The 12878-nt window shown below is 42.2% G+C and carries 11 protein-coding genes; 10 read left to right on the top strand and 1 reads right to left on the bottom strand.

Features of this window, described 5'->3' with window-relative positions; translation table 11 throughout:
* Positions 1–89: 89 nt before the first annotated feature.
* From murB to CTY48_RS03200, 8 genes are all read left to right on the top strand, one after another.
* Positions 90–1001, top strand: a complete 912-nt coding sequence (gene murB / locus CTY48_RS03235) for a UDP-N-acetylmuramate dehydrogenase (protein ID WP_099467080.1) — start codon at positions 90–92, stop codon at positions 999–1001.
* A gap of 89 nt (positions 1002–1090) precedes the next feature.
* Complete coding sequence (gene rapZ, locus CTY48_RS03230; RefSeq protein WP_099467079.1) at positions 1091–1969, top strand: RNase adapter RapZ; 879 nt, start codon at positions 1091–1093, stop codon at positions 1967–1969.
* A 14-nt stretch (positions 1970–1983) separates the two neighbouring features.
* Complete coding sequence (gene whiA / locus CTY48_RS03225) at positions 1984–2946, top strand: DNA-binding protein WhiA (RefSeq protein WP_099467078.1); 963 nt, start codon at positions 1984–1986, stop codon at positions 2944–2946.
* Positions 2943–3209 carry an HPr family phosphocarrier protein gene (locus tag CTY48_RS03220; protein ID WP_099467077.1) on the top strand — a complete coding sequence of 89 codons (267 nt, stop codon included), beginning with the start codon at positions 2943–2945 and terminating at the stop codon, positions 3207–3209. The genes whiA and CTY48_RS03220 overlap by 4 nt, the downstream gene beginning before the upstream one ends.
* 29 nt (positions 3210–3238) lie before the next feature.
* A complete protein-coding gene (locus CTY48_RS03215) occupies positions 3239–4174 on the top strand; it encodes a diacylglycerol/lipid kinase family protein (protein ID WP_099467076.1) in 936 nt (311 codons plus the stop codon).
* A gap of 150 nt (positions 4175–4324) precedes the next feature.
* Positions 4325–5188 (top strand): class II fructose-1,6-bisphosphate aldolase, encoded by an 864-nt coding sequence (gene fba, locus CTY48_RS03210; protein WP_099467075.1) that lies wholly within the window; start codon positions 4325–4327, stop codon positions 5186–5188.
* A 545-nt stretch (positions 5189–5733) separates the two neighbouring features.
* A complete protein-coding gene (locus CTY48_RS03205) occupies positions 5734–7458 on the top strand; it encodes a carboxylesterase family protein (protein WP_143452687.1) in 1725 nt (574 codons plus the stop codon).
* Between the two features lie 62 nt (positions 7459–7520).
* Positions 7521–9056, top strand: coding sequence for a prolyl oligopeptidase family serine peptidase (locus tag CTY48_RS03200; RefSeq protein WP_099467073.1), 1536 nt, complete (start codon positions 7521–7523; stop codon positions 9054–9056).
* A gap of 54 nt (positions 9057–9110) precedes the next feature.
* Here CTY48_RS03200 and CTY48_RS03195 read toward each other — a convergent pair whose 3' ends face one another.
* Positions 9111–10511, bottom strand: a complete 1401-nt coding sequence (locus tag CTY48_RS03195) for an alanine/glycine:cation symporter family protein (RefSeq protein ID WP_236354712.1) — start codon at positions 10509–10511, stop codon at positions 9111–9113.
* Between the two features lie 503 nt (positions 10512–11014).
* Between CTY48_RS03195 and CTY48_RS03190 the strand changes: the two genes are divergently transcribed.
* Both CTY48_RS03190 and CTY48_RS03185 read left to right on the top strand, forming a co-directional pair.
* Positions 11015–12016 (top strand): zinc ribbon domain-containing protein, encoded by a 1002-nt coding sequence (locus tag CTY48_RS03190; protein ID WP_099467072.1) that lies wholly within the window; start codon positions 11015–11017, stop codon positions 12014–12016.
* A 15-nt stretch (positions 12017–12031) separates the two neighbouring features.
* Positions 12032–12859 carry a TPM domain-containing protein gene (locus CTY48_RS03185; RefSeq protein ID WP_099467071.1) on the top strand — a complete coding sequence of 276 codons (828 nt, stop codon included), beginning with the start codon at positions 12032–12034 and terminating at the stop codon, positions 12857–12859.
* The last annotated feature ends 19 nt before the right edge of the window (positions 12860–12878 follow it).

The raw sequence follows: 12878 nt of genomic DNA, 5'->3' as shown, positions 1-12878 counted from the left end.
AAAGGTGTGAGCTTTGCTCGCACCTTGGCATGAAGTGTGAGCTTTGCTTACACTTTCTTGTAGAATAAAAATAGAGCCGAGGAGTTAGCGTGGATAAGGAAATATATAATCAGCTAAAGAGTATCGTAGGAGACAAATATGTCTTGGCGGATGAGCCTATGCGCAATCATACTACCTTTCAAGTAGGAGGAAAAGCGGATTACTATGTAATGCCTCATACGATGGAAGAAATAAAAAATTTAATTTTGTTTTTTAAAAAATCAGAATTGCCCTTTTGTGTAATCGGCAACGGAAGTAATCTGCTGGTGAGCGATTTGGGCTACCACGGAGCAATACTCCATATTTTAGAAAATCTAAATACCATTCAGGTGAATGGTAATCTGATTCAAGTACAGGCTGGAGCTTTGCTTTCTGCGATAGCCGAAGCGGCGTATGATGCAGGCTTAAAAAACTTCGAATTTGCTTCAGGGATACCGGGAACGATAGGAGGCGCCGCGGTTATGAATGCGGGTGCCTACGGCGGTGAGATGAAGCAGGTATTGAAAAGCGTGACGGTAATCGACCGGGAGGGAAATGTATTTGAACTTAGTAAGGACGAACTAAAGTTAGGATATCGAACAAGCATCATTGCGACGAATGATTATGTTGTACTGGAAGTGTGCATTGAGCTGGAGCCGGGAGATCCGGAAGAGATTAAAAAGCTGCTTGACGATTACACAGAGCGCAGGGCGGAGAAGCAGCCTTTGGAATTTCCGAGTGCCGGAAGTACCTTTAAGCGGCCGGAGGGATATTTTGCCGGAAAGCTTATTATGGATGCAGGACTTAGAGGCTTTTCCATAGGAGGTGCGCAGGTGTCAGAGAAGCATTGCGGCTTTGTTATCAACAAGGGTGATGCTACGGCAGCGGATATTATAAAACTAATTCACCATGTTCAAGAGCAGGTGGAAAAACAGTTTGGTGTAAAATTAGAGACGGAAGTAAAAATGCTTGGCGAATTTTAGTAACGGTGAAGATAGGCAACAGTTGCAAATTTTAAGTGTTTTTGGTATAAAATATAATAGAAACTGGATTTACAAAGGTGGAGGAAATTATGAGATTTGTGATTGTAACAGGAATGTCAGGAGCAGGTAAAAGTACGGCATTGAAAATGCTGGAAGATGTTGGCTATTTTTGTGTAGACAATCTCCCTTTTCTTTTAATCCGAAAGTTTGCGGAGCTGACCTTTAAGCAGTCAATTGATGTGAATAATATTGCTCTGGGAGTGGATATCCGTTCAGGACAGGCACTTTCCGAGCTTGAGTATGTGCTGGAGGATTTGGTCGCAAGCGGATTTCAATATGAAATTCTATTTTTAGACGCATCGGATTCAGTGTTGGTAAAACGTTATAAAGAGACGAGACGAAGCCATCCGCTTGCGGGCGAAGGGCGTGTAGATCAGGGAATTATAGCAGAGAGAGAGAAACTTAATTTCCTAAAGAAGCAGGCGGATTATATTATAGATACAAGTCAGCTTTTGACGAGAGAGCTAAAGAGTGAGCTGGATAAGATATTTGTGAATAATGAAGGCTTCAACAACCTGTTTATCACAGTGCTCTCCTTCGGATTTAAATACGGAATTCCAAGTGACGCGGATTTGGTATTTGATGTGAGATTTCTCCCTAACCCTTATTATATTGATGAGTTAAAACCGAAAAGCGGCAATGACAAGGAAATTCAGGATTATGTGATGGGCTTTGAGGTGGCAGGAGAATTTCTGGATAAGCTGGAGGATATGATACGATTCTTGATTCCTAACTATGTCGCTGAGGGCAAAAACCAGCTGGTCATTGCAATCGGCTGTACAGGTGGAAAACATAGATCGGTGACGCTGTCCAATAAATTGTTTGAGCGGTTAAGTGAAAATAAGGAATACGGCTTAAAGGTGGAGCATAGAGACATTCAAAAAGATGCAATCAGAAAAGGCGTCTAGATAGGAGTGGCAAAATGTCCTTTTCAAGTGATGTAAAAGATGAACTTTCAAGACAAATCAGCTCTGCAAGACATTGTCAAATTGCCGAAATCGCTGCTATTATAAGCCTTTGCGGCAAGGTTTTGATTTCTGCTGAGGATAAATACTGCATCAAGGTTCACACCGAAAATGTGGCGGTTGCAAGAAAGTACTTTACTTTAATTAAAAAAACATTTAATATAAATACTGAAATTTCAATTCGTAGGAACGTATATTTAAAGAAAAGCAGAACATACTCAATTTTGATGAAAGGACATGAGGACTCTGTAAGGGTTTTAAATGCCTGTAAGCTTATTGAGAATGGAGAGATAAAGGAAAATCTTTCCGTTGTGAGTAACCTGGTCATACAAAATTCCTGTTGCAGGAGGGCTTTCATAAGAGGTGCATTTTTAGCATCAGGCTCCATCAGTGACCCGGAGAAGTTTTATCATTTTGAAATTGTCTGTCTGCAAAAGGAAAAGGCAGAGCAGCTTCAAGCGATTATTAACAGCTTTGATATGGATGCGAAGATTGTACAACGCAAAAAGTATCAGGTTGTCTACATCAAAGAGGGGGCACAGATTGTCGAAATTCTCAACGTCATGGAAGCACATGTGTCTCTGATGAACTTAGAGAATGTCAGAATATTAAAAGAGATGAGAAATTCTGTTAACCGTCAGGTGAATTGTGAGACGGCTAACATTAACAAAACGGTATCGGCTGCCGTAAAGCAGATTGATGATATAAACTTTATAAAAGAGCATATGGGTCTGGAAGGATTATCTGAGGGCCTGGACGAAGTTGCGCAGCTTCGGTTAGAATATCCCGAAGCAACGCTGAAAGAATTGGGTGAATTACTCAACCCACCCGTGGGAAAGTCAGGGGTTAACCATAGACTGAGGAAATTGAGTAACATAGCGCAAGATCTTAGGGAATTCCACAAGGAGGAGATATTATGACAAAGAAACCAATCACAATCAAAATTCCATCAGGACTGGAGGCAAGACCGGTAGCTTTATTAGTGCAGGTTGCAAGCCAGTATAAAAGTGAAATCTATGTTGAATTTGGAGAGAAAAAGGTAAACGCAAAGAGTATCATGGGTATGATGACTTTGAGCTTGGCAGCAGGCGAATCCGTAGTGGTATCCGCAGAGGGAGCAGACGAAAAAGAGGCAATTTCAGACATAGAGAGATATTTAAGCGCAAGCGATGAAAAGAAATAAGTTTCCTGTATGGTGATAGGGGTGCATGAATGAAGAAGAAAATGATGTTTATCTTTAACCCTCATGCAGGCAAAGCTCTGATTAAAAATAAGCTGGTGGATATATTGGATATATTCACCAAAAAAAATTATGAAGTCACTGTTTATCCAACCCAGAGCGGGAAGGATGCTATGGAGATTACAAGAGATTTGCCGGAGGGTACGTATGACATTGTAGTGTGCAGCGGAGGAGATGGGACACTTGATCAGGTTGTTTCCGGAATGATGCAGAGAAACGAGAGGCTTCCGCTTGGATATATTCCGGCAGGAAGCACCAATGATTTTGCCAACAGCTTAAGGATACCGAAAAATATGCTGCGTGCGGCAGAGGTAGCGGTCGGAGAGGATTATTTCTTAAGCGACATCGGAAGCTTTAATAAAGATAGTTTTGTTTATATTGCTGCGTTTGGTATTTTTACAGAGGTATCCTATCAGACGAGGCAGGAGGTAAAAAATATATTGGGACATGCAGCTTATCTGCTGGAGGGCGTAAAACGTCTCAATTCCATAAGATCCTATGTGATGAAGATTGAGTGCAACGGTGAGGTAATTGAGGACGAATTTATTTTCGGAATGGTTACCAATTCAATTTCAGTAGGAGGCTTTAAGCATATGACCTCAAAAAACATATTACTGGATGACGGTTTGTTTGAGGCAGCTTTTATTAAAAAGCCGAATAATCCCATTGAGCTTCAAGAGATTATTGCCACTCTTCTGATTGAAGAGCTGGATACAAAATATATTTATTCCTATAAGACGGATAAGGTAGTTATAACCTGTGACGAAGCTGTTCCGTGGACATTGGACGGAGAATTCGGCGGTGACCATAAGCAATGTATTATCGTCAATAATAAGCAGGCTCTGCAGATTAAGGTGGACCTTGACAAACCTCTTCTGATTCAGCAAAACAGCGAAGCAGAAGAATAATGTCGAGAAGGTGAAAAATTTAACAATTAAAAGGTTTTCATTTTTATTAAAATGAGGTATAATATTTTTGGTAATAGGGTCACTACAGGTGTAGGAATGCACATCAGCGCATTCGTACCCTATAAATTATAATAAATGGAGGTAAGGATTATGTTAGTATCAGCGAAAGAAATGCTTCAAAAAGCAAAAGCAGGAAAATATGCAGTTGGTCAGTTCAACATTAACAACTTAGAGTGGACAAAAGCAGTTTTAATGGCAGCAGAGGAGAAAAAATCCCCGGTTATCTTAGGTGTATCAGAAGGTGCGGGAAAATATATGACAGGATATAAAACTGTAGTTGCCATGGTAAATGGAATGATGGAAGAATTGAACATTACGGTACCGGTAGCACTTCATTTGGATCACGGCGGTTTTGAAGGTTGTATGAAGTGTATCGAGGCAGGATTTTCATCCATTATGTTTGATGGTTCCCACTATCCAATCGCAGAAAACATTGAGAAGACTACTGAGTTAGTTAAAATCTGTGAAGAAAAAGGAATGTCCATCGAGGCAGAGGTTGGTTCTATCGGCGGAGAAGAAGACGGCGTAATCGGAAACGGTGAAGTGGCAGATCCGAACGAGTGTAAAGCAATTGCTGACCTTGGAGTAACAATGCTTGCAGCAGGAATCGGAAATATCCACGGAAAATACCCTGAAAACTGGACAGGTTTAAACTTCGATGTATTAGCAAAAATTCAGGAATTAACAGGAGAAATGCCATTAGTACTTCACGGCGGTACAGGTATCCCGGAAGATATGATTAAAGAAGCAATCTCTCTTGGAGTTGCAAAAATCAATGTAAATACAGAATGTCAGCTTACTTTTGCAGAAGCAACACGTAAATATATTGAAGCTGGAAAAGACTTATCAGGAAAAGGCTTTGACCCACGTAAGCTTTTAGCTCCTGGTACAGAAGCAATCAAAGCAACAGTAATTGAGAAAATGGAATTATTCGGTTCTGTTGGAAAAGCATAAAAAGAATAAAATGAATGAGGCTATCGTGAGATAGCCTCATTTTTCTTAATAATTTTTAGTACACAGGGGAAAATAGTTAAAGGATTTGACAAATAAAAGCTGGAAAATATATAAAATGACGAATATAAAGTTTGAAATAAAAGAATTTAAGAAATGATGTTGACAAAATGACGGAAAAGAATTAAAATAACAAGTAATAATTTGGTTAAAAATACGAAAATGTATTGGGGTTGTTACTGGTTATGCAGGCAAAACCTAAGTTATCACTAGAGAAATCTGGGGATAACTTAGGTTTTTTTATTTCATAAAATTTCTATGAAATGAAAACTATTATGCGCACTTGTGCGAAAAGAAAATGTCGGCTGTACAGACGGCGCTCGGCGCGAGAATGTGCCAAGTCACATTCTTTTTAGTTTTTGCCAATCGAAAGAAGGGAGGGACAGACTTAGTTTTATAGGTAGAAGGAGAAGAACGATTAAAGGAGGATTTATATCAAAAAGAACTTATTAAAGGGGTTGCTGTGTGTAGCGACAGCGGCGGCAGTTATGTCAGGGTGCACTCAAAACAAGACACAGACAAGTGAAGTGTCTGAAAGCACAGTGGAGCAAAGTACAGAGACAAGTGATAGCATAGCAGAGGAGACAGCAGAGGAGACAGCAGAGGATGCAACGCTTCGCGAGACAAAGTTTGGTCCGGTGCAGGGTTATATAGATGAGGAAAATCAGACATTAGAGTGGATGGGAGTTCCGTATGCAAAGGCACCTGTCGGAGAATTGAGATGGAAGGCGCCACAGGACCCGGACACTTGGGCAGAGCCATTTGATGCATCAACTGGCGGAAATCTTGGTATGCAGGTATCAAATGGGGAAGTAACAGGCAGCGAGGACTGTTTAAATCTTGATATTTATAGACCAAACACAGAGGAGACGGGATTGCCGGTAGTGGTTTATATCCATGGGGGAAATAACCAGTCGGGTACATCGCTGGAGGTATCCGGTGAGACATTGGCAAATGATGCTAACTGCATATTTATATCTTTAAATTATCGCCTGGGTGTATTTGGTTTTAACTGTCTTCCGGCGCTAAAGTCAGACGATACAAGTGAGGCTTCAGGAAACTATACACTGCTTGATATTGCAAAATCTCTCGATTGGGTAAGGGAGAATATTGGAGAATTTGGCGGTGATGCAGAAAACGTTACAGTATCCGGTTTCTCGGCAGGCGGACGAGATGTAATGGCACTTTTGATTTCCCCGTTGTTTGAAGGAAAATTTGACAAAGCGATTTCCTTCAGCGGAGGGATGACATTGGCGGACACGGATGCGAGTGTTAAGACGATTGCAAAGGCTTTGGCACCGCTTGCAGTGGAGGATGGAATGAAGGCGACAGAGGAAGAGGCGAAGGCATGGCTTGAATCTGAGGATACTGAGGTAGCGGATTATCTGTACAGCTTGTCGGCGGAGCGCTTGACCAAGGTTATGACCAATGCAGGAATTCGTATGAGTGTATTTCCGCATCTGTATACAGATGGAACGGTCATACCGAAAGAAGGCTTCGAAATAACGGCATACAACTCTGTGCCGCTGTTAATGCTTACCGGAACATCAGAATTTTCTTTCTTTGCATTGGGGGACAGCTATTTTGCAGAGGCTTATGGGGATGGTTCTTTGTTTACTGACGAGACGAAGTTTGCGGAGTATACCTTTGCCAAAAAGTATGGAAGTCTGCTATATGAGCTGGTAAATGCACAAGATTCAGCACAAATTATGGGAGATAATTACAAGGCAGCCATTTATACCTGTGCGGTTCCATGGGGGGACGATGCTGAGGTAGTCGGGGATATGGCAAATCTAGGTGCATTTCACGGTATTTTTGTTCCGTTTATAGACACAAACAACAAGACCTATCAGGCAATGTTCCCGGATCAATATGCATCAGAAGGTGCGCAGGATTTAGGAAAACAGTTTAGAGCTTGTCTTGCGAACTTCCTCAGAAGTGGTGATCCGAATGGCGAAGGTTTGACAGAATGGGAAGCATGGTCAAAGGAGGAAGCAGGAAAAACACTTGTTTTAGATGCGGATAAGGAGAAGGCAAAGATCGAAATGCAGGACCGCACCATTTCCTATGATGACGTGATAAGCCAGATGGAGCAGAACAATACGATATCAGAAGAAGCAAAAACCACGATTATCCAGCAGGTATTAAACGGACGCTGGTTTAGCGGAAAGCTTGATGAACACTTTGATAATGTAAGCTTATGGGCAGAGTAAAATAATTATATTTAAGAAGGTATGAAACAGTTACAAATAATTAATTTTGAAGGAGAAGGAATATGAAAAAAATAGGTTTAGTATTGGTACTTGCCATGACGGCAGTACTTGCGGGGTGCAGCAGCCAAAATAGTGCGACAGAGACGAGTGGAAGCGATGCGGCTACAGCAGAAGAGACAGGCAAGGAGAATGCAAGCGGAGAAAATGCAGAAGTTTACAACCTATCCGATGTAAAATATACTACTGTGACGGAAGGATTTGATTGGGGACCTGCCATCACGAAGGTAGTGCTTGACATGGGTGAGGTAATGGATACTTCGGGCTTGACGACTGACACTTTTTCGGTGTCCGCAGTGAAAGAATACTATGCGGCTAATATGGAGACAATGACGACGGATACAGAGCTTACAGAAGAGACGGCAAAGCGCGTTGTGACGGCAGCATATGCTTCCGATGCAGAGGGCAATAAGACGGAGGACAGCACCTACCTCACACTTGAGATGCAGGTTGGTGCAAACCTATCGGAAGGCTCTCCTCTTTATTACAATATGTTGACAAATCATAACGTGTATGTCGATACAAGCTATGTTGTGGAGCTTGTAAAAAGCAATGAGCTGAAAACAAACGCAGGAAACACAGTAGAGATGACTGTCACCGATAAAAACGGCTACGCGAGCAATAAAAATTTGATTGCGGATGTGTTTGACCTGACAGGTACCTACACAAAGGATGATATCACACTAAAATATGCTTCCTTTACACCGAAAGCAGCTTCAAGCGAGGAAGGAAGCAATCCACTAATCATCTGGCTTCATGGCTTAGGAGAGGCGGGGGAAAATCCTCTCATTGCCATATATGGAAATAAGGTGGTAAATCTGGCGACAGAAGAAATTCAGACTTGTTTTGGTGAAACGGGAGCCTATGTACTGGTGCCTCAGTGTACGACGATGTGGATGGATTATGACGGAACGGAAACCTGGAATGATAAGGTGGAAAAAAGTGACGGGAAATCTTATTACACAGAAGCGCTGATGGGATTGATTGAAGAATATGTAGAAAGCCATCCTGAAATTGACACAAATAGGATTTACATCGGAGGCTGCTCAAATGGAGGTTATATGACCGTGAATATGATTATTAATTATCCGGACTATTTTGCGGCAGCATATCCAATCTGTGAAGCATACTCAGCAAAATGGCTTACAGCGGAAAAAATTGAGGCAATCAAGGATGTACCGATCTGGTTTACACATGCAAAGACCGATGGAACTGTTCCGGTTTATGCGGGAGAGATGGACTATACAACGATGACCTATAACTTTTCTTTAGATGAAAGCGGTGAGCCGGTTGCACTTGATGATTATACAAATGCAATCTATAAACAGCTTACGCAAGCAGGGGCAGCCGATGCGCATTATACCCTGTGGGATAATGTTGTGGATACAACAGGAAAGTATTTTAAAACGGACTCTACAACAGAGCCATATGAATATATGGGACATTGGTCCTGGATTTACACATTAAACAATGAGTGTAAAGAAACGATTGATGGAAATGAGCTTACTATTTTTGAATGGCTTGCAAGTCACTCTAAATAGAAGGCAGGGACAAAATAAGAAGGGCTGGTGCACACGCTTTGCACCAGCCCTTAATCAATGTTGTTTCTTTAAATAATCCCTTAGCAATTGTACGACTTCCCCGGATAGCAGGACAAGTGCAATCAGGTTCGGAATCGCCATAAAGCCGTTCAGGGTATCGGAAATTTCCCATACAAGACGGATGGAAGCGACAGAACCAATCACAATTACGATAACGTAGCATAACTTATAAGGAAAGACTGCCTTTGTTCCGAAGAGATATTCCACGGCGCGCTCCCCGTAATACGACCAGCCGATTAAGGTTGCAAGTGCAAAACACAGGATGGAGACGGCAACAAATTGTGCACCATAAGGGATAACCGAAGAAAAGCAGTTTGCAGTCAGCGGAGCACCGTCCAAGTTGGGAATATTTGCCGCTGTGTTGGCAAGATAGGTTTCCATATTGTAAACGCCGGAGGTTAGAATAACAAGCGCTGTCAAGGTACATACGACCAAGGTGTCTGCAAAAACCTCAAACATCCCCCACATTCCTTGGATGACAGGCTCTTTTACATCCGATGCGGAATGTACCATAACGGAGGAGCCGAGTCCGGCTTCATTGGAAAAGACGCCGCGAGAGATACCAATTCTCATTGCGGTTGCAACTCCGTAGCCGGCAATGCCGCCTCCCACCGACTTGACTTGAAATGCCTCTTTCATAATCAAGGAAAAAGCAGACGGAATGGCATCTGCATTTGCTGCAAGCACGGCAAATGCTCCAATCATGTACAGGAGAGACATCAGGGGTACTAATTTTTCTGTCACCTTTGCAATTCGTTTGATTCCGCCCATAATGACGAGGGAGACGAGAGATGCGACCACGACTCCGGTCCAAATTGGAGGAATGTCAAAGGAATTATACAGACTGCTTGAAATGGAATTGATTTGAGCCATATTTCCGATACCAAAAGAGGCAAAAGCACAGAATATAGAAAACAAAACAGCAAGCCATTTGAGACCCAGTCCTCTTTCAATGTAGACCATGGCGCCTCCGACCCAAAAACCGTCCTTATTTTTATAGCGGTATTTGATACCTAAGGTTTTTTCTGCAAAGCCGGTCATCATGCCGAGGAAAGCACTCAGCCACATCCAGAATATTGTACCGGGTCCTCCGGCAGCTATGGCAGTCGCAACGCCTGCGATATTTCCGGTACCCATTGTGGAGGCAAGAGCTGTGCAAAGTGCCTGAAACTGGGAAATTGAGTTCTTATCCTTTGTTTTGCGTGCATCCGTTTTTTTAAAGCATGCAAAAAGAGTGTTGCCAAGCCAGAGCCTGATTTTAAAAAGCTGAAAAAACCCCGTGCGAACTGTAAACATAAGCCCAATGCCGAGGAATAGGGCGAGCATAACTGGACCCCAAATAAAGCGGTTTAGCATTTGGTTTATCGTATCAATGCTTAGGATAAGCGTTTCCATTAAAAAACACCTTGCAGTATATTCCATAAAGCTTATGTTTTGGGGCGGGTAAATATTCTTGTGGAACAAAGAATGTGCTGCGTGCATTTAGGCACAAAGTGACTTATTCTATCATAAAAAATTTCTATCGATTTCCAATGAGGGAAATAAAAAAGGGGGATAAAAGGGAGGATGCCAAGCAGATTACTCCGCTTGGCATATAATATGAAAAAGATTATATATTAAAATTTAGTGGTTTTAGTAATAACCTTGAATTAAGTATATAAAACAGAAATTAATAATTCATGAGTGAGAAGTAAAGGTTTTTTGAATGTTATATGAATAAACTATGAATGAAGGCGGTTACGGTTCGAGTCCTATGGTTGGAGCGTAACTGGTTACAGTGAAGCCTTATGGCTGAACTGTAACGGCAAGTACAGAAAAGATAGTGCAAAAGTTGTAAAAATATGATATATTTCATGTAGCGGATTTTGAGGAGCGACTAAGAAAGGATAAGATGAATTATGGTTTTAGTATATAAATGTCCAAATTGCGGCTCAAATATGGTGTTTGACAGCGAAAGCCAGCAGTTGGTATGCCCTCACTGTCAGACAATCAAAAGTGTGGATGAAATGGAGACGAGGGAACAGGAAGATCAGATGGAGGTAAAGTCCTATCACTGCCCTAGCTGCGGCGCAGAGTTGGTTACGGATATGACAACCACAGCTACCTTCTGTAACTATTGCGGAAACTCTACCTTGATGGAAGACAGGATTATACAGGCAAGGCCCTCGATGGTGATTCCTTTTTCTGTAAGCAAAGAGGAAGCGAAGGCTGCCTATTTAAAGTGGTGCAGAAAGGGTCTTCTTACCCCGAAGAGCTTTGTAAGCCGAAATACAATTGAAAAAATAAGCGGAATCTATGTGCCGTTCTGGCTGTATGATTATGATACGGAGGTTTCTCTGAGAGCCGATTGTACGAGAGTTCGTGTGGAGAGAAGGGGAGATACCGAGTACACTCACACAGACCATTACGACGTATATCGCGAGGTCGCTACTACATATAACAGAGTACCCGCCGATGCTTCAGAAAAGATGGAAGATGGTATTATGGATAAATTAGAGCCGTTTAATTACGAGTCTTTAAAGCCTTTTGAGATGCCATATCTTTCTGGATTTTTATCAGAAAAATACTCCTATACAGACAAGGATTTGGGGGAGAGGGTCGAAAAACGTATCAGCGGCTATGCATCCGCAGCGGCGAGAGGTACAATAAGCGGCTATGCCACGACCTCTATTTTATATGAAAATATCAGCATGAACAGGAGAAGTGCAAAATACGTGCTTCTTCCGGTATGGATACTAAACTATCGCTATGCAGGAAAGAATTTTATATTCGCGATGAACGGCCAGACAGGAAAGGTCGTAGGTGACCTACCTGTGAGTGTGGCAAAAACGATAGGCTGGTTTACGGGAATTGCAGCGGTAACCTTTGCGCTCGTTCATGCGTTAAGCATCTTTTTGTAGGAGGTAGGGTGAGAGATGAAACGATATATAATTACGTTTATGACTATTTTTATTTTTCTGTTTGCCTGCGGTTTTCAAAGCCCGGAACAGAAGGTTTATGATGATGCAGATATTTTATCCGAAGAGGAGGAACAAAGCCTGAATGAGCTTTGCCAGAATGTGACGGAGGAAATGCAGGCGGATTTTGTCATTGTGACAGTGGACAGTTTGGACGGCAAGACATCAACAGAGTATGCGGATGACTTTTTTGACTATAATGGCTTTGGCTATGAGGAGGAGATGGGAACCGGAACCATCCTTCTGGTTGCGATGGGAGATAGAGAAATTGCTTTCTCGACAAGCGGAGAATGTATTGATTTATTTTCGCAGAACGCCACGGATAATATAATGGATCAAGTTGCCTCTCACTTAGGTGATGAGGAGTATTATGACGCTATGACGACCTATGTGGATTTGGCAAAGCGCTATATCGATGTGGGAAGAAGAACAGCAGCGGAAAATGCGGTAGAAAATGGAGTGGAAATTGCAGGGGAGGAGACAGCACAGGATAATACTCTGACAGATTGGGCGATAAAGATTGTGGCAGCCCTTGTTGTAGGATTTGTCGTTGTCATTATTATGTACAGCGGAAATAAGAGTAAAATGACGGTGAATGGCTATACTTATGCAAGTGGTCACAAGAGCCAGATTTTAAGACAGCATGATGTATTTCAGCGCACGGTCACGATTAAGAGAAAGATTCAGACGAATCCACCGCCTGGTGCCGGGATGGGAGGTTCAAGACCCTCTACACACATCGGAAGCAGCGGTAACAGGCATGGCGGCGGCAGCCGAAAGTTTTAAAGAAGGATATCAGTTAACG

Origin of the sequence: Konateibacter massiliensis, from assembly GCF_900184995.1 — a bacterium.
Classification (GTDB): Bacteria; Bacillota; Clostridia; order Lachnospirales; family Lachnospiraceae; genus Lachnotalea; species Lachnotalea massiliensis.
The sequence above is the reverse complement of the archived record's forward strand: the minus strand, read 5'-3'. Positions and strand labels throughout refer to the sequence as shown.

Bases quoted from the DNA above. Each gene is read 5' to 3' on its own strand.
- rapZ (WP_099467079.1), top strand. From the start codon at position 1,091: ATGAGATTTGTGATTGTAACAGGAATGTCAGGAGCAGGTAAAAGTACG.
- whiA (WP_099467078.1), top strand. From the start codon at position 1,984: ATGTCCTTTTCAAGTGATGTAAAAGATGAACTTTCAAGACAAATCAGC.
- CTY48_RS03220 (WP_099467077.1), top strand. From the start codon at position 2,943: ATGACAAAGAAACCAATCACAATCAAAATTCCATCAGGACTGGAGGCA.
- CTY48_RS03215 (WP_099467076.1), top strand. From the start codon at position 3,239: ATGAAGAAGAAAATGATGTTTATCTTTAACCCTCATGCAGGCAAAGCT.
- fba (WP_099467075.1), top strand. From the start codon at position 4,325: ATGTTAGTATCAGCGAAAGAAATGCTTCAAAAAGCAAAAGCAGGAAAA.
- CTY48_RS03205 (WP_143452687.1), top strand. From the start codon at position 5,734: ATGTCAGGGTGCACTCAAAACAAGACACAGACAAGTGAAGTGTCTGAA.
- CTY48_RS03200 (WP_099467073.1), top strand. From the start codon at position 7,521: ATGAAAAAAATAGGTTTAGTATTGGTACTTGCCATGACGGCAGTACTT.
- CTY48_RS03195 (WP_236354712.1), bottom strand. From the start codon at position 10,511: ATGGAAACGCTTATCCTAAGCATTGATACGATAAACCAAATGCTAAAC.
- CTY48_RS03190 (WP_099467072.1), top strand. From the start codon at position 11,015: ATGGTTTTAGTATATAAATGTCCAAATTGCGGCTCAAATATGGTGTTT.
- CTY48_RS03185 (WP_099467071.1), top strand. From the start codon at position 12,032: ATGAAACGATATATAATTACGTTTATGACTATTTTTATTTTTCTGTTT.